The organism is Flagellimonas sp. HMM57, assembly GCF_021390175.1.
Classification (GTDB): domain Bacteria; phylum Bacteroidota; class Bacteroidia; order Flavobacteriales; family Flavobacteriaceae; genus Flagellimonas.
The window spans coordinates 151,779-168,124 of the sequence record NZ_CP090004.1; the positions used below are offsets into that span (position 1 = coordinate 151,779).

The 16,346-nt window shown below is 37.8% G+C and carries 18 protein-coding genes; 12 read left to right on the top strand and 6 right to left on the bottom strand.

From position 1 onward, the window contains the following. Window positions 1-11: 11 nt before the first annotated feature. Window positions 12-914 carry a site-specific tyrosine recombinase XerD gene (xerD, locus tag LV716_RS00725; protein ID WP_163419371.1) on the top strand — a complete coding sequence of 301 codons (903 nt, stop codon included), beginning with the start codon at window positions 12-14 and terminating at the stop codon, window positions 912-914. Here xerD and LV716_RS00730 read toward each other — a convergent pair whose 3' ends face one another. Continuing rightward, complete coding sequence (locus tag LV716_RS00730; protein WP_163419372.1) at window positions 915-1,421, bottom strand: hypothetical protein; 507 nt, start codon at window positions 1,419-1,421, stop codon at window positions 915-917. A gap of 176 nt (window positions 1,422-1,597) precedes the next feature. Here LV716_RS00730 and LV716_RS00735 point away from each other — a divergent pair, with 176 nt between their 5' ends. Both LV716_RS00735 and LV716_RS00740 read left to right on the top strand, forming a co-directional pair. Continuing rightward, window positions 1,598-2,164, top strand: a complete 567-nt coding sequence (locus LV716_RS00735; protein ID WP_163419373.1) for a hypothetical protein — start codon at window positions 1,598-1,600, stop codon at window positions 2,162-2,164. Window positions 2,165-2,200: 36 nt separating this feature from the next. Next, the gene (locus LV716_RS00740) at window positions 2,201-3,889 is read left to right on the top strand and encodes an alpha-glucosidase (RefSeq protein WP_163419374.1); all 1,689 of its coding nucleotides are present in this window, start codon (window positions 2,201-2,203) and stop codon (window positions 3,887-3,889) included. Window positions 3,890-3,980: 91 nt separating this feature from the next. Here LV716_RS00740 and LV716_RS00745 read toward each other — a convergent pair whose 3' ends face one another. After that, window positions 3,981-5,270: an NAD(P)/FAD-dependent oxidoreductase gene (locus tag LV716_RS00745; RefSeq protein ID WP_163419552.1), complete on the bottom strand. Its 1,290-nt coding sequence runs from the start codon at window positions 5,268-5,270 to the stop codon at window positions 3,981-3,983. 101 nt (window positions 5,271-5,371) lie between these two features. On the opposite strand from LV716_RS00745, the gene LV716_RS00750 reads away from it, so the two are divergent. The 3 genes from LV716_RS00750 (at window position 5,372) to LV716_RS00760 (ending at window position 8,015) form a co-directional block, all read left to right on the top strand. Beyond that, a complete protein-coding gene (locus LV716_RS00750) occupies window positions 5,372-6,799 on the top strand; it encodes an amidohydrolase (RefSeq protein ID WP_163419375.1) in 1,428 nt (475 codons plus the stop codon). Between the two features lie 67 nt (window positions 6,800-6,866). Then, on the top strand, window positions 6,867-7,361 hold the full coding sequence (locus LV716_RS00755) for an RNA polymerase sigma factor (RefSeq protein WP_163419376.1): 495 nt from the start codon (window positions 6,867-6,869) through the stop codon (window positions 7,359-7,361). Window positions 7,362-7,367: 6 nt separating this feature from the next. Further along, a complete protein-coding gene (locus LV716_RS00760) occupies window positions 7,368-8,015 on the top strand; it encodes a hypothetical protein (protein ID WP_370637521.1) in 648 nt (215 codons plus the stop codon). Here LV716_RS00760 and LV716_RS00765 read toward each other — a convergent pair. Together LV716_RS00765 and LV716_RS00770 are read right to left on the bottom strand one after the other, a co-directional pair. Further along, window positions 8,012-8,824 carry a 1-acyl-sn-glycerol-3-phosphate acyltransferase gene (locus LV716_RS00765; protein ID WP_163419378.1) on the bottom strand — a complete coding sequence of 271 codons (813 nt, stop codon included), beginning with the start codon at window positions 8,822-8,824 and terminating at the stop codon, window positions 8,012-8,014. The two genes, LV716_RS00760 and LV716_RS00765, sit on opposite strands and share 4 nt — an antisense overlap. A 36-nt stretch (window positions 8,825-8,860) precedes the next feature. Further along, window positions 8,861-9,502: a CoA pyrophosphatase gene (locus tag LV716_RS00770; RefSeq protein WP_163419379.1), complete on the bottom strand. Its 642-nt coding sequence runs from the start codon at window positions 9,500-9,502 to the stop codon at window positions 8,861-8,863. Between LV716_RS00770 and LV716_RS00775 the strand changes: the two genes are divergently transcribed. Beyond that, window positions 9,501-10,211 (top strand): peptidylprolyl isomerase, encoded by a 711-nt coding sequence (locus tag LV716_RS00775; RefSeq protein ID WP_163419380.1) that lies wholly within the window; start codon window positions 9,501-9,503, stop codon window positions 10,209-10,211. The genes LV716_RS00770 and LV716_RS00775 overlap by 2 nt on opposite strands. Here LV716_RS00775 and LV716_RS00780 read toward each other — a convergent pair whose 3' ends face one another. After that, window positions 10,212-10,823 carry a trimeric intracellular cation channel family protein gene (locus LV716_RS00780; RefSeq protein WP_163419381.1) on the bottom strand — a complete coding sequence of 204 codons (612 nt, stop codon included), beginning with the start codon at window positions 10,821-10,823 and terminating at the stop codon, window positions 10,212-10,214. It lies immediately after the preceding gene. A 4-nt stretch (window positions 10,824-10,827) separates the two neighbouring features. Then, window positions 10,828-11,544 (bottom strand): RDD family protein, encoded by a 717-nt coding sequence (locus tag LV716_RS00785; protein WP_163419382.1) that lies wholly within the window; start codon window positions 11,542-11,544, stop codon window positions 10,828-10,830. A gap of 35 nt (window positions 11,545-11,579) precedes the next feature. Here LV716_RS00785 and LV716_RS00790 point away from each other — a divergent pair, with 35 nt between their 5' ends. The 5 genes from LV716_RS00790 to LV716_RS00810 are packed head-to-tail and all read left to right on the top strand — an operon-like array spanning window position 11,580 to window position 16,343. After that, entirely contained in the window at window positions 11,580-12,557 is a 978-nt protein-coding gene (locus LV716_RS00790) for a stage II sporulation protein M (RefSeq protein WP_163419383.1), read from the top strand. Further along, a complete protein-coding gene (locus LV716_RS00795; RefSeq protein WP_163419384.1) occupies window positions 12,535-13,428 on the top strand; it encodes a hypothetical protein in 894 nt (297 codons plus the stop codon). The genes LV716_RS00790 and LV716_RS00795 overlap by 23 nt, the downstream gene beginning before the upstream one ends. Next, window positions 13,429-14,163 (top strand): DUF4129 domain-containing protein, encoded by a 735-nt coding sequence (locus LV716_RS00800; protein WP_163419385.1) that lies wholly within the window; start codon window positions 13,429-13,431, stop codon window positions 14,161-14,163. After that, a complete protein-coding gene (locus LV716_RS00805) occupies window positions 14,156-15,370 on the top strand; it encodes a DUF4350 domain-containing protein (RefSeq protein WP_163419386.1) in 1,215 nt (404 codons plus the stop codon). The genes LV716_RS00800 and LV716_RS00805 overlap by 8 nt, the downstream gene beginning before the upstream one ends. Further along, entirely contained in the window at window positions 15,360-16,343 is a 984-nt protein-coding gene (locus LV716_RS00810) for a MoxR family ATPase (RefSeq protein ID WP_163419387.1), read from the top strand. Before LV716_RS00805 ends, LV716_RS00810 begins: the two co-directional genes overlap by 11 nt. The last annotated feature ends 3 nt before the right edge of the window (window positions 16,344-16,346 follow it).

A 16,346-nucleotide genomic window follows, 5' to 3' on the forward strand; every position in this document is an offset into this window, starting at 1 on the left:
ATCTTTAACCAATGAACTGGCAACAAGCGTTACAGGATTACCAAAATTACCTAAAGATAGAGCGGGGACTTTCAGAAAATACAATTTCCAGCTATGTTTTGGATCTGCAAAAGTTGACGAACTATTTAAATGCTTACGAGATTGACCAAACACCTATTCAGATAAGCCAGGAAACCGTTCAAAAATTTATCTATGATATTGCCAAAACCATAAACCCGCGTTCCCAAGCACGAATCATTTCTGGATTAAAGGGATTTTTTGGTTATTTAATTTTTGAAGATTACCGGAACGACAACCCCATGGATTTAATAGAACCGCCTAAAATTGGGAGAAAACTACCCGATACACTGGCTTTAGAGGAAATCAACAAATTAATCGCGGCAATTAATTTATCCAAACCAGAAGGGGAACGCAATCGAGCCATTTTAGAGACTTTGTACGGCTGTGGTCTTAGGGTATCCGAATTAGTCAATCTTAAACTATCTGATCTTTATTTTGATGAAGATTTTATAAAAGTTACTGGAAAAGGGAATAAACAACGATTTGTGCCCATTAGCGCGATAAACAAAAAATATATCAATATTTACACGAATGAAATTAGAAACCATTCGAACATCCAAAAGGAACATGAGGATTTCCTTTTTTTAAACCGAAGAGGTAAACAACTTACAAGGGCCATGATATTTACAATTATAAAACGATTGGCGAAAGAAATCGGTCTTGAAAAGAATATAAGCCCGCATACGTTCAGACACTCCTTTGCTACGCATCTTTTGGAAAACGGCGCAGATTTACGGGCAATTCAGCAAATGCTGGGGCATGAAAGTATAACCACAACAGAAATTTATGTGCATGTCAACAGAACCCATTTGGTGAATGTCTTAAATGAGTTTCATCCCAGAAAAATGAAATAACTAAAACTTAAACTTTGTATTAAGCCTGAAACTAGAAGAAGGCTTATCTAGTCCAAGGGGACTAAAACCAGGGTTATTGATTGGGTTTTGTATCATTGCTTCCAAAGAAAGCCCTGGTTTAATATCATGACCCACTCCATAAAAAATACTGTGTAAAGGTTTGCCATTGGGCTTGCCTATATTTTGATTACGCAAATCCCACTCTTGTTCATAGCCACCTATCAAAAATATTTTTTCATCAACATATTGTTTTATCTGTAAGCGCACTTGAAATCTTTCGGCTATCAAATTTCTATAATGATGTCCAAAAACACCTATTTCAGTAGTATTGGTCAATGGATATCGCAACGAAAATGAGGCGTAGCGAGAGCCATCATTAAAATCCGGGTAGCTAAAGCCGTCAACTAGCAATTTAGGTTTTTCCTCTAAACTATGCTGGTTTAGCACTTGAGCGTTCAGAAAAAAATGAGGCGCAAAAAAAACTAAAAAACCTATAATCTTTATCACTTCAAAACTGTTTGGCTTCGAACTCTAAATTAATTCAAAAAAAACCTTTGCTTATGTAATTGTGCAAATTTTAACCTTCTTAGCGGGAATGTTATTAATTTGCGATGAGATTGCAAGACACCTTTTCGTATTTATATTTTTATAAGTAAATTCAAGTATCGCAACATATTATATTGATGGGCAAAAAAAATAAGACAACTAAAAAAAATCGCTGGTCAACCGATAGAATCATTAGTTCTTCTGCATTCTTTATCAGTGTCGTTTCTTTAATAGCACTACTTTATCAATCCTATCTGGCAAGGGAGGAAAACAAACTCATTCAGAAACAGCAAAGTGCTACGGTAATGCCTTATCTCACCCAGTGGTTTGATGATTCTGAAGGTAACCATAAAATGGTTGTAGGCAATGATGGTGTTGGTCCAGCGTTTGTGAAAGCGTTCAATATTACCATAAATGAAAATCAGAATTTCAACAATACAGATGATTTATTACAAGAATTGACCAAAACGAACAAGTTTTTGGACACTATCAACTATTTGTACAGCACCCTTACCATTGGCACTTTGATTCCTGCAAACGAAACAGTTGAGATTATATCTTTTGATAATTCTGAAGAGTTTAAGACCTTTCGCACAATACTATATCGCAATAAATTCGATTTCGAAATTACCTATGAAGACGTATATGGCACACAATGGACATTGAATTACGATGAGGATGTGCCGAAAAAAATAACGGAATAACTACTGCGATTAAATCAGCATTTAATACCTTTTTTAATGAAACAATCACGCACTTGGTGGAAAGAAGGAATCGTTTATCAGATATATCCTAGAAGTTTTCAAGATACCACAGGTAATGGCGTTGGGGATATTCGGGGAATCGTACAACGTTTGGACTATATAAAACGTCTAGGGGTCGATATCATCTGGCTATGTCCCGTTTATCAATCCCCCAACGATGATAATGGATATGATATTAGCGATTACCGTAACATCATGGACGAATTTGGGACCATGGCAGATTTTGATGAGTTGTTGAAAGAAATGCATAGACGTGACCTAAAACTGGTCATGGATTTGGTCGTTAACCATACCAGCGATGAGCACAAATGGTTCCAAGAATCAAGAAAGTCAAGAAATAACCCCTATAGAGATTATTACCATTGGTGGCCCGCTGAAAATGGAAAACCACCAAAGCGCTTTAGTTATTTTGATGTAGATGGAAATGCATGGAAGTATGATGAACCAACGGATAGTTACTACCTCCACTACTTCTCGGTAAAACAGCCCGACTTAAAATGGGAGAACCCCAAAGTGCGTCAAGAGATTTACGACATGATGCATTTTTGGTTCAAAAAAGGGGTGGATGGTTTTAGGATGGATGTAATTCCCTTTATTTCCAAAGATACCAGTTATCCAGAGCTTCCAGATGAATACAATGGAAACTTTATCCCTTTTTATGCCAATGGACCAAAGCTGCATGACTATTTGCATGAAATGAACAAGGAAGTATTGAGCAAATACGATATTATGACCGTGGGAGAAACCCCGGGGGTCGACAGAGACCAAGCATTATTATTTGTGGATGAAGATAGAGAAGAACTCAATATGTTTTTCCATTTTGAGCTGATGTCGCTGGACCGTGATGGGGATGAAGTGTTTTGGATGCGCAAAGACCCATGGAAGCTTACTGAATTTAAAAAAATACACTCCGATTGGGATGAGACCTTTGCGGAAAAAGGATGGGGAAGCATGTTTTTAAGTAATCATGATAATCCTCGTACCGTAAGTAGATGGGGGAATGATTCTCCAGAGCATTGGTACAATTCAGCCACTATGCTGCATACTTTTTTATTGACCATGAAAGGAACCCCATATTTCTACTATGGAGATGAAATTGGAATGACCAACATCCGTTTTGATGACATTGATGACTACCAAGACATCAACACCCTAAACCGATATGAGTTACTGAAACAGCAAAATATTGATTTGGATACGTTTATTGCCAACGAAAAAGAGGCAAGTCGCGACAATGGTAGAACCCCAATGCAGTGGGATGCATCTGAAAATGCTGGCTTTACTAAAGCTATACCCTGGCTAAAAGTACATCCCAACCATAAAAGGGGGCTAAATGTTGATGAACAGGAAAAAGATAAAAGTTCCGTATTAAATTATTTCAAAAAAATGGTTCAGATACGAAAAGACCATTTAGGTCTGGTTTATGGAGACTATCAACTATTATTAAAAGATAATGAAGAGGTCTATGCTTACACAAGAAGTATGGGTTCGGAAAACTATCTAATACTCCTTAGTTTCTCTACAGAAAAAGCAACTTTTCAATTGGAGAACTTAACTAGTGCTAATTTAGAACTTTTGATTTCTAACGATGTCAGCAAAACACTGAAACACAATACCAGTTTTGAATTGAATCCATATCAAGCCTGTGTGTATAAAATCACCTAACTGAACGGCCACTATAAACTGAAAACTTATTCAAGGCTAGTATTAGCCTACGCAGTATTATCAATTTCTGGAATTGGGCAATCGAATAAACTCAACTGGATTCTTGATGAATCTTTTTGAAGGGACGTATGATCAATCGTGCTTCCCGGTCAAACCTAATGTAATTGTACACCCAATTGATAAAGACCACTACCCTATTTCTAAAACCAATTAGAAAAAATAGATGTACGAACATCCAAACGAACCAAGCAAAAATTCCTTGAAACTTAAACTTGGGCAAATCTACAACAGCTTTGTTTCTACCAACCGTGGCCATATTCCCCTTATCCCTGTAAACAAAAGGCTTTAGGGGTTTATTTTCTAAAATCCTGATTAAATTCTCACCCAAATTTTCACCTTGTTGCATAGCAGGTTGTGCCATCATAGGATGACCATGAGGGAAAGCTTCGGTTTCCATTTGTGCCACATCACCAACTGCAAAGATTTCTTCAAACCCTTCTATCTGGTTAAATCGATTTACTTTTAAACGGCTGCCACGACATAACAATTCCTTAGCATCCAAGCCCGCAATATTAACGGCCTTCACCCCAGCGGCCCATACCAACGTCGCCGAGTTAAAAGAAATATCCGAACTGGTACTTACCAAATTCCCATCATAATCCGTTACCCGTACGTCTTTCCATACGTTAACACCAAGACTTTCCAAGAATTGCTCCGCTTTGCTTGAAGCAACCTCGCTCATGGCTGGAAGAATTCTATCACTTCCTTGTACAAGGTTTATCTGTGCCCTTCTGGTATCTAAATCTGGATAATCCTTTGGTAAAATACCTTTCTTTATTTCGGCTAAAGCTCCTGCCAGCTCAACTCCAGTTGGCCCACCACCAACAATAACAAAATTCATTAACGCATCTCGCTCGTGCAAATCATCGGTCAATAACGCCTGTTCAAAATTCTCTAGAATAAGGCTACGAAGATTCAAAGACTGAGGAATAGATTTCATCGCCATAGCTTTGGCCTCAATATTTTCGTTTCCAAAAAAATTCGTTTCAGAACCTGTAGCCACCACAAGATAGTCGTACGATATCTCCCCAATATTGGTTTTTAGCTTGCGCTCCGTTGTATCGATTTGGCGAACATCGGCCAACCTAAAATAAAAATTAGGGTATCCCTGTATTACCTTACGAATGGGATAGGCTATGGAATCTGGTTCCAAACCTCCTGTGGATACTTGATATAATAAAGGTTGAAATGTATGGTAATTATGTTTGTCCAACAAAACTACCTGTACCTCTTTTTTTCTCAATTTTTTTGCAAGGGCAATACCTCCAAAGCCACCACCTATGATAATGACCCTTGGGAAACTGGATTGTGGAATATTCATAGCTGACATGGCAGCAAATTTAAGCATTCCCAAATGCGCAAGACTATTTTGAGATATGTTTTTTAGTATCTTTAAATCATAACTAACAAAATAACTTTCCAATGAAAAGAATACTACTCTTTACCATTACAACAATGCTATCCATCGTTTCTTGCTTTTCACAAAAAGATAGGGACATAGCTTTAAAAAGTCTGGATGCCAAAGCAGAACAATATGGAGCTATTGCTTTAGAAATTTGGAATCTTGCTGAAATGGGATATATGGAAAATGAAAGTTCGGCCTTGTTGCAGAAAACACTTTCTGATCAAGGTTTTTCTATAAATAAAGGAGTAGCGGGTATTCCCACAGCTTTTACGGCCGAGTACGGTTCTGGATATCCCATCATTGCAATTTTGGGAGAGTACGATGCGTTGCCCGGTCTTTCCCAACAGGCAGTTCCTGAGAAAAAATCTGCTGGTAAGGCGGCTGGACATGCCTGTGGACATCATTTGTTCGGTACGGCTTCTACGGCAGCGGCAATTGCAGTGAAGGATTGGTTAAAAAGTAGTAATACGTCAGGAACTATTCGTTTTTATGGATGTCCGGCCGAAGAAGGAGGTTCTGGGAAAGTATATATGGTTAGAGAAGGGCTTTTTGATGATGTGGATGTTGCATTACACTGGCATCCTAGTTCACAAAATGCTGCGAGTGCCGGAGCTGCATTGGCCAATAAATCAGCTAAGTTTAGGTTTTATGGAACCTCAGCGCACGCTGCAGGCGCTCCAGAAATGGGTCGCTCGGCACTTGACGGAGTTGAAGCTATGAATGCCATGGTAAACATGATGCGTGAGCACATACCCCAAGAAGCAAGAATACATTATGTAATCACCGACGGCGGTAAAGCTCCAAACGTAGTTCCAAATTTTGCAGAGGTCTATTATTATGCAAGACATAATAAAAGGGATGTGGTCATCGATATTTTCGACCGAATGGTAAAAGCTGCCGAAGGAGCTGCCCTGGGAACCGGAACAACGATGGATTATGAAATGATCGGTGGCACACATGAACTCTTACCCAATCTGGTATTACAAAAAATAATGCACGATAACCTATCAGAAATAGGTGGAATAACCTATTCTGAAGAAGAGAAAGTATTTGCAGATAAAATTTCCACAAGTTTAGGATACAAAGAATTGGATATGGATAAGGCCAAAAATATTCAACCCTACAAAGAAGAAGCCCGTGCTTATGGCTCTACAGATGTTGGTGATGTAAGCTATACCGTGCCCACCGTTGGTATGGGAGCTGCTACTTGGGTTCCCGGTACTCCGGCCCATAGTTGGCAAGCCGTTGCCGCTGGCGGAACTTCCATAGGAACAAAAGGAATGATGGTTGCCGCTAAAACACTTACGTTAACTGCCATGGATCTTTTTAAAAACCCAAAAACTGTTGAGGATGCCAAGGCAGAACTGGAAAAAAGAAGAGGCGACGATTTTAAATACACTCCATTGTTAGGCGACAGACCTCCAGCACTTGACTATAGAAAGTAAATTTATTTTTAGCAGATTGTAACAAATATTGTATTGCCTATACTTATAAGCAAACGTACCAACCTGAGTGAATAAAGAACTGGAACATCGTTTTGTAACGGAACTTGAGAACAATCAAAATATTGTTCATAAGGTTTGTACTCTATATACTAATGATAGAGATTCCCACAACGATCTGTTCCAAGAAATCACAATTCAATTGTGGAAAGCTTATCCTAAATTTAGAGGAGAGGCAAAATTTAGTACATGGATGTACAGGGTAGCGCTAAATACTGCGATAACATTGTACAGAAAATCCAAAAGACGTGTGCAGACCCAAGACTATGATTCGGTAATTTTTAAAATAAAGACCGACGAATATGATGACACGGAAGAAAAACAGTTAAAGCTGATGTACGATGCAGTAAAACAACTGGGAGATATAGATAAAGCTTTGGTCTTTCTTTATTTGGAAGACAAAGACTATGCTGAAATATCAGAAACATTAGGAATTACAGAAGTGAACGCTAGGGTTAAAATGAACCGAGTTAAAAATAAATTAAGAACCATACTTAATCCTTAGGATATGATGGATGAACTGGAACTCTTAAAGCAAGATTGGCAGAAAAAGGAGGCACATCTTCCTCAACTCACTTACGATGAGATATACAAGATGATATGGAAAAAGTCCTCATCTATTGTAAAATGGATATTCTATATAAGTATCATAGAATTTGCACTTCCGCACCTCTTGTATCTTATTCCATCCGTACAAAGCAGTGATCTGAATATTTATTCAAAATTGGAGCTATCGAATATTATGCTTGTAGTGACCATTTTGCAATACCTGGTTGTTTTTTACTTTATTTATCAGTTTTATATGAGGTATAAGGAAATCTCGGTATTGGATAGTGCCAAACAGCTTACTACCAATATCCTAAAAACCAGAAAAACGGTAAAACACTATGTCATTTTCTCGCTTTCTATCGTACTTTTAACATTTGCCCTACTTATTGTTGGAGTCTATCTGAGCGATAATGTTCTTGAGGTTTTCAATTTAACTTCAAAAATTGATACAGTTTCAGAAGACAATGTCAAGTTCGTCTTTATGTTGGGCCTAGCGATTTGTGGTATTCTTTTCACCGCTATTTTTGGAGGTATTTACTTTTTACTTTACGGTTTACTTACAAGAAAATTAAGACGTAATCACAGGGAATTACAGAAACTGGAGGTCTAGCTCCTTTTATATCGATAACGCCTTTTTTGGTGTTCTGCTTCGTAGGCTGCCAATTCTTCCTTTGGAATGACCTTTAAGAAAGATGGGTGTTGTTCAATCGCATATTCCAGTTTTTCTATAATGGCATCAATGGATTCGTTATCATAATCAATCTCCAGTGGTTCCTTTATCTGCATGGATTGGAGGATACCTTTCTTTTTTACCCGCAGTCCCTTTTTATCAAAAGAGCGCCTAAAACCGTCTATAACAACAGGTACCACAACGGGTTTATATCTTTTTATAATATGGGCCGTACCTTTGCGCAAAGGTTTCCATGGTGTGGTCGTTCCTTGCGGAAACGTAATTACCCATCCGTCCTCTAGCGCCATGGCAATATTACTTATATCGCTAAATTTCACTTGTCTGTTTACGTCTTTACCATCGGCCCTCCAAGTTCTTTCAATACTGATGGAGCCTGCATAGGCAAATATTTTGGCCACTAGGCTCTGTTTCATGGTTTCTTTGGCCGCAACGTAGTATATATTCAATTTTGGATTCCACAAATAGCCCATATTCTTAATGGAGTCGTCCCTACCTTTTAAGCTGGCATTGAACACGTGAAACATAGCTACTACATCTGCAAAATAAGTCTGGTGATTGCTTACGAACAATACATTTGTTTCGGGTAAATCCCTTATAATCTGGGAACCTTCAATTTCTAAAGTATTGAATCCTTTATAGCGTTGGTGCGTAATCATACCCGCAATACGAATCAACCATCGCTTCAAAAATAAAATATGCCCAAAAGGATTTTCTTTAAATAGCCCCATATAATCTCCGTCGTTCGCTAATTTACAAAATAGCCCTCAAAGGACTTGCTCCAAAAGTTCCTTGATTTCGCTCATCATCATGGCCGTAGCCCCCCAAACTGTATAACCATTTAATTTATAAGCAGGTACATTGATATTTTTAGCATACGAAGTGCTTAATTTTTGTTCCATTAGATTCGCATTATCAAGAAAATCGTGCAAATAGACCTCAACCACGTCTTCTACTTCGCTTTCTTGTATAAGAAAAGGTTTAGGGTTGGAATACATGCCAATAAATGGTTGCACCAAGAAATTGCTCGGTGGTATATATACCTCGCTAAGTTGCTTCAATACTTCTACGGATTCTGGCGGAACACCTACTTCTTCATGGGTCTCTCGCAATGCAGTATCCAAAAGATTTTTATCCTCCTTTTCCACTTTCCCCCCTGGGAACCCAATTTGATTGGAATGTACACCTTCATACGTTTTACGCAGAATAAGAAGCAACTTTGTTTTTTGGTACAAATCTGGATAAAAAAGTGCCATCACTCCTGCCTTTCTGGGTTTCATTTTTTCAATCTCCCTAGATTCCAACCATTTGATTCGCATTGCCGGTGACATTTTATGGTGTGAATCCGTTCCAGGAAGAGGTAGATTTTTTATTTTTAAAGCTTGTTGATAAAACTCTTCAAAATTCATGATGCTAAAACAATCTGCTTTGCTTGCAAGTATACTATTATTTTTGGTCTCCTGTGGTGAATCATCCAAAAAGAAAAGTTCTTCCACGAAACTTGCAGCAATAGAAATAGATTCGACCCAAAAGAAAAAGGATACGGTTGTTGAAAATATAGAAGAAGCCTTTGTTCTGACAGAAGAAAATGCAATAGATTTCTTTTTTGATTATGCAAAAGAACTAAAAAAAGATAAAGTCAAGCTTACTACAAGTATGGGCAGTTTTACTGTTCAATTATATGACAATGTCCCGTATCATAAGGCAAATTTTATCTATTTGACCGAAAAAGGATATTTTGACAATACACAGTTTCATCGTATTGTGAAGAAGTTTATCATACAGGGCGGAAATTCCGATGACATAGAAACCGCCCGTAAAAGAACCAAAATTGGACGCTATCTTCTTCCACCTGACGCAAAAAAAGGACACAAACATCATAGAGGTGTTATTTCTATGCCAAGTAGCGAAAGGGACAATCCGCATATGTTGGCCTCTCCTTATGAATTCTTTATTGTGGTGACCAAACCAGGATCCTATCATTTGGATGGATCCTACACGCCTTTTGGAAAAGTGATCAGCGGTATGGATATTGTGGATAAAATCAACAATGTTGCAGTAGGTGATGGGGATTGGCCGCTGCAAAACGTGTATATTCTAAAGGCAGAAGTACTTTGATCAAACTTCTTTTTGATAGATGTTCGGCAATCTAATTTTAAATTTGACCGCCAAGAGCCGAAGCGAAATTACTACGAGTATCGCCGCTACGTATGCATAATTTTCACCTATGGGCAATAAGGTCAGCAAAAAATAGCTTCCTCCACCCAAGATACAGGCTGTGGCATAGATTTCCTTTCTAAAAATGACAGGTATCTCATTACAGAGGATATCCCGTATGACACCGCCAAAACTAGCGGTCATCGTGCCCAGTGCTATGCAGATGACAGGAGAAAGTCCGGCTTGAAGGCCTTTTTCTATCCCCAGCATAGTGTAAAGCCCAATACCAATGGTATCGAACAAAAACAGGGATTTCCTAAGGTATTTTAATTGATTGACGAAAAGCACTCCAAAAAATACCGTTACTCCAATGGTGATTACATAAGTTAAATCACGTATCCAGACTACTGGTGTGTTTCCAATAAGTAAATCACGTAATGTTCCACCACCAATGGCGGTAACAAAGGCAATAATCAGCACTCCGAATAAATCCAAACGTTTTTCCATGGCAACGAGCACTCCCGAAATTGCGAACGCCACTGTTCCCAAGATATCTATAGTTTGATAAAACATGAACCTATAAATTTTGGGTATAGTAGATATAATCCTTTATGATGATTCCAACAAAATCAATAGGTTTTAACTGTGTATTGATACCGGTCACTTCCTTGATTCGCTTTTCCAAGGAGATAATTATATTGTGGTCGCCATTTAATTTTGACTTATCGTACAGTTCTTTGATCGTCCGCATTTCGGGGTCTTTAAATATGGTCACTTGGGGAAATTGAGGTTGATAATCATCGGGCAGCTCCCTTAGTAGCGTATCTCGCAGCGAAATCCTTTTCTTTTCGCTTATGACCGTTGTACCAGCTGCAATATCACCCATTCGCTGGCCTTTTCCTCGAATCAAAATTGTTAAAACCGCTCCACCTCCAGAGGTTAGGCTTACGTCTATAATACGGAGTACCCATCGTACAAAGTAATTTGAAAAACTGGGCTTGGAACCATCTAGTTTTACCACCCTAAGCGACATTAGCCCCTTGCCTATGGTCTTTCCATCTGAGAATGTTTCAAAAAGTAAATAGTATAAAAATGCAGGCAGGCTCAAGACCAAATAATAGGCCCATTGGTCGGCAATATCAATATCCAAAGAAATTAAAAGTATAAAAATTAAAATGGTATATATGATAATGACCAGACTGTCTATAAGATATGCCAGCATACGCTCACCCAGATTAGAAGTATTTTGACTTATACTTATATTTTGGGCAGTTTCTATTTGAAATTGATTCATATTTTAGTTTCTTTACTTCTAAACCGTCATATTTAATGCACGAGGCTGCTTTTGTAAAGCAAAATAAGGATAAATGGGTTGCTTTTGAAAATGTTCTTAGCAATAAAGACAAGCTCCAACCCGATAAGCTTTCTGACCTCTATATTGAAATCACGGACCACCTTAGCTACGCAAAGACTTTTTATAAAGGGAGTAATACCGAGTTCTATTTAAATTCTCTAGCCTCGCAAGCGCATCAAAAGATTTATAAGACTAAACGTGAATCCAAAAATCGAATCATTACATTTTGGAAAACAGAATTTCCAAGTATGTTTTACCATCACCATAGAGAACTACTGATATCGTTTCTTGTTTTTACATTTTTTGTGACTGTCGGTGCCTTTTCAGCAGCCAATGAGGGGAATTTTGTTCGTTCTATTTTAGGAAACGGTTATGTGAACATGACGCTGGAAAACATTGAAAAAGGAGACCCTATGGCCGTTTACAAACAACAGGGCGAATTCAATATGTTTTTGGGCATTACCATTAATAATATAAAAGTGGCCATTTATGCATTTGCTTTCGGTATTTTTTTAGGTATTGGTACACTAATGGTCATGTTACAAAACGGAATAATGTTGGGAAGCTTCCAATATTTTTTCTATGAAAAAGGATTATTATGGGAATCTGCACGGACCATATGGATTCATGGCACCATCGAAATATCCGTAATCATAATTGCAGGATGCGCAGGACTTGTTCTAGCCAATGGCATATTGTTCCCTGGTACGTACACCCGATTGGAATCTTTTAAGCGAGGCGTAAAAAACGGATTAAAAATAATGGTGAGTACCGTTCCGTTTTTTATTATAGCCGGCTTTTTGGAAGGTTTTGTTACAAGACATACCGAAATGCCAGATTGGCTCGCTATACTTATCATATTGGGTTCTCTGGGCCTTATTCTATTCTATTATATCATATACCCTAACCAACTGAAAAGAAAAAAACAACATGCAACAACCACAATACATTGAGTTTAAAAAACAACGAGAACTGGGTGAAATACTCTCCGACTCTTTTGGGTTTATTAGAAATCAATTTAAGCCGTTTTTTGGAGCAATATTAAGAATTGTAGGTCCCTACTTATTGGTCATGCTTATCTCAATGGCTTTTTATATGTATACCATCGGAGATATTTTCAATTTTACGGCATTAAGCAATCCCAATGTCTTTGACAGCAATTTTTCACCCCTTATAATGATTCTTGCGGTTATTGCTTTGTTTGCAAGTTCTATAGCTGCCTATGTCCTAGCACAAGCTACTGTATTGATTTACATAAAATCGTACATCAATACAAAGGGAAATCCTGTTTTTGAAGACATCCAAAAAGAGGTATATGATTCATTCTGGGCATTTATCGGATTGGGTATTTTGGTTTCTTTATCAGTTGGGGCCGGGATGCTATTTTGTCTCATACCAGGCATTTATCTTGCTGTTCCGTTATCGCTGTCCTTCGCTATTTTTGTTTTTTTAAAGAAGGACGTGATGGATTCTTATCAGTATAGCTTTACATTGATCAAAGAAAACTGGTGGATTACCTTTGCCACACTTTTGATCGTTTACATCATCGTTGCCATTGCTACGTATGCTTTTAGTTTGCCAGCCGTGATTTATACATGGGCCAAGATGGGAATATTTTCGGGAGAAATGGACGCTGAAAGCTTTGGAATATTCAATGACCCTATCTACCTACTATTGAACATCATAAGTACTTTGGTCCGCTTCTTAATGAATATTATACTTTTAGTGACAACCTCATTTATTTTCTTCAACCTTAATGAACTAAAGAATTTTACGGGTACATACGAACGGATTGATAACCTGGGAAAATCTGAAGAGGACTAAATGCTAAAAAAGTTGGTTTTAGGGTTTGTTCTTTTATGCTGGGGCAGTAGTTTTTCCCAGAACGATTCTATTATCAAATACGACAGTTCTGAAATCACAACATTCGAAATTTCTGAAGAGGATTTAAGAACATATCAAGAAGATGAAAGCTTTGACTATGAGGTCGTCAAGGTGGAAAAAACATGGTGGGATGATATCAAAAACTGGTTTTATAGTGTTTTAAGGCGTTTTTTTGAATGGCTTTTTGGGGTTGATGAGGCAGTTGGCTATCTGGCCTATTTTTTAAAAGCATTGCCCTACCTCCTTTTAGCAGTTCTGTTATTTCTGATCATACGTTTTTTTATCAAAGCCAATACCCGTTCTTTAATTTATAGTCAGCAGAATCCTAATCTTGTTAATCTATCAGAGGAAGAACGTATTATTAAAACTCAGGACATACAAAAGCTTATCAAAGAAGCCATAGCAAAAAACGATTACCGATTAGCAATCAGATACTACTATCTCTTTATTTTAAAACTGCTTTCTGAAAGGGAGCTCATTGAATGGCAGTTGCAAAAAACCAATGATGACTACATTAACGAACTCTCTAGCAACACCCTAAAAAATGCTTTTACAAAAGCGACATTATTGTACGATTATATTTGGTACGGTGAGTTTACCATAGACCAACATAATTATTCAAAGGCCGAGGCCGTTTTCGCATCCCTTAAAAAATCAATTGCAACAGATGTTTAAAAAGGGTTGGGTCTACATAGTAATAGCGATTATCACCTTAGGGCTCATCTTTCTCATTGAGTATAACAAGCCAAAGAAAATCAATTGGTCTGAATCTTATGTTTCTCACCATAAAATACCCTATGGCACATACGTTTTCAATGATTTGATGGAGAAATATTTCCCCTCAAAAACGAAACAGGTCCGTAAACCTCCATTTGAATTCCTGAGCAGGAACGATTCTGTCGAGGGTACCTATATTTTCGTAAACAGATTCGTAGATTTTGGAGAGGCAGAGCTTAATACTTTACTTGATTGGACAAGCAAAGGAAATACCCTTTTTATTGCTTCGGATGGTTTTGAAGAACAACTATTGGATACCTTGCACCTAGAGCAATACAGTATCTACAGCGGAGGGCAATTAGATCCAGTTTTTTATCATGAACTGGTAAATCCAAGATTAAAAACGGATACCATTTCTTTTGATAAGGACTATTATACGCTTGCCTTCAATCAAATAGATACCTTGCATACTACTGTCCTGGGACAGGTCTACGCGGAACCTGATAGTACCGAAATCGATTCCAAAAATATCAATATCATCAAACAACCCTTTGGGCAAGGTGAGATTATCCTGTCTACATTTCCAAAAGCCTTTACCAATTATTTTATCCTAAAAGAAGGGAACAAAAACTATACTGCCGGGCTTTTGTCCTACTTGGACAAGGGAAAAACTATTTTGATAGATAACCACCATAAATCTGGAAAATCTTTTTATACCTCTCCCATGTATCTTTTTTTAAATACAAAAGAGCTGAAATGGGCGTACTATCTAGCATTAATAGGAGCTCTGGTATATGTTATTTTTGAAGGCAAACGAAAACAACGGGCAATACCCGTAGTTACTCCTCTAAAAAATCAAACCTTGGCGTTTACCAGAACAATTGCCGATATGTACTTTGAAAGTGGAGAACAAAAGAAGATCTCGGAGCATAAGGTAGCTTACTTTCTCGAATATATACGTACAAAGCTGTACATGGGCACACAAGAAATTGATGAACCATTTTTAAATAGATTGGCCATACGAAGCAATAACACTTTGGAAGATGCAAAGCAATTGTTCGAACTTATTAACAACATAGAATCCAAAGAACAGGTTACCGACATGGAATTACAAAATTTGAACAAAAAAATAGAAGCATTTAAAGCGAAAGTTGATGGAAAATAACGATTTAAACTTTGATAACAGAGTTCCTCTGGAAGAGCTAAAAAATACAGTAGAACTCGTAAAAAAAGAACTGGGCAGTGTCATTATAGGGCAACAGAACTTTGTAGATCTATTGATTGTTTCCCTTTTGGTGGATGGTCATGCCTTGATAGAAGGTGTACCCGGAATTGCGAAGACCATTACTGCCAAACTGTTTGCAAAGACACTAAAAACAGATTTTAACAGGATACAGTTTACGCCAGATTTAATGCCAAGTGATATTCTGGGAACTTCTGTTTTTAATATGCAGACCTCAGCTTTTGAGTTTAAAAAAGGTCCCATTTTTTCCAATATCGTCCTAATAGATGAAATAAACAGGGCACCCGCCAAGACTCAAGCCGCGCTGTTTGAAACGATGGAAGAAAGACAAGCCACAGTCGATGGAACAACATACAAAATGGCCGAACCCTTTATGGTACTGGCAACACAAAACCCTATTGAACAGGAAGGCACCTATGCACTGCCCGAAGCACAGCTAGATAGATTTCTTTTCAAGATTAAGGTAAACTATCCTTCAGTTGAGGAAGAGATTAAAATAATTGAAAGCCATCATGGGCGAAAAGGTAAAAAACCTGAAGAAAACATTGAAGCAGTACTTACTCCAAAAAAACTGGCAGAGTTCAAGAAGAATATTCATGATATCATCGTAGAGGAAAAAATCATCACGTACATTGCAAATATCATTACCAGTACCAGAAACCATCCACATTTGTACTTGGGTGCTTCACCAAGAGCTTCAATCGCTACCCTGAATGCATCAAAAGCTTTTGCTGCAATCTCGGGAAGGGATTTTGTAATTCCCGAAGATGTAAAAAAAGCATTGGTTCCTGTACTCAACCACAGAGTAATTCTGACACCAGAAAGAGAAATGGAAGGAATGACCACCGAAAGTGTCGTAACAATGGTTATGGAATCCGTAGAAATTCCAAGGTAAAAA

Coding starts and splice junctions, on each gene's coding strand:
- xerD (WP_163419371.1), top strand. CDS start 12: ATGAACTGGCAACAAGCGTTACAGGATTACCAAAATTACCTAAAGATA.
- LV716_RS00735 (WP_163419373.1), top strand. CDS start 1,598: ATGGGCAAAAAAAATAAGACAACTAAAAAAAATCGCTGGTCAACCGAT.
- LV716_RS00740 (WP_163419374.1), top strand. CDS start 2,201: ATGAAACAATCACGCACTTGGTGGAAAGAAGGAATCGTTTATCAGATA.
- LV716_RS00745 (WP_163419552.1), bottom strand. CDS start 5,270: ATGAATATTCCACAATCCAGTTTCCCAAGGGTCATTATCATAGGTGGT.
- LV716_RS00750 (WP_163419375.1), top strand. CDS start 5,372: ATGAAAAGAATACTACTCTTTACCATTACAACAATGCTATCCATCGTT.
- LV716_RS00760 (WP_370637521.1), top strand. CDS start 7,368: ATGGATGAACTGGAACTCTTAAAGCAAGATTGGCAGAAAAAGGAGGCA.
- LV716_RS00765 (WP_163419378.1), bottom strand. CDS start 8,824: ATGGGGCTATTTAAAGAAAATCCTTTTGGGCATATTTTATTTTTGAAG.
- LV716_RS00775 (WP_163419380.1), top strand. CDS start 9,501: ATGATGCTAAAACAATCTGCTTTGCTTGCAAGTATACTATTATTTTTG.
- LV716_RS00770 (WP_163419379.1), bottom strand. CDS start 9,502: ATGAATTTTGAAGAGTTTTATCAACAAGCTTTAAAAATAAAAAATCTA.
- LV716_RS00780 (WP_163419381.1), bottom strand. CDS start 10,823: ATGTTTTATCAAACTATAGATATCTTGGGAACAGTGGCGTTCGCAATT.
- LV716_RS00785 (WP_163419382.1), bottom strand. CDS start 11,544: ATGAATCAATTTCAAATAGAAACTGCCCAAAATATAAGTATAAGTCAA.
- LV716_RS00790 (WP_163419383.1), top strand. CDS start 11,580: ATGCACGAGGCTGCTTTTGTAAAGCAAAATAAGGATAAATGGGTTGCT.
- LV716_RS00795 (WP_163419384.1), top strand. CDS start 12,535: ATGCAACAACCACAATACATTGAGTTTAAAAAACAACGAGAACTGGGT.
- LV716_RS00800 (WP_163419385.1), top strand. CDS start 13,429: ATGCTAAAAAAGTTGGTTTTAGGGTTTGTTCTTTTATGCTGGGGCAGT.
- LV716_RS00805 (WP_163419386.1), top strand. CDS start 14,156: ATGTTTAAAAAGGGTTGGGTCTACATAGTAATAGCGATTATCACCTTA.
- LV716_RS00810 (WP_163419387.1), top strand. CDS start 15,360: ATGGAAAATAACGATTTAAACTTTGATAACAGAGTTCCTCTGGAAGAG.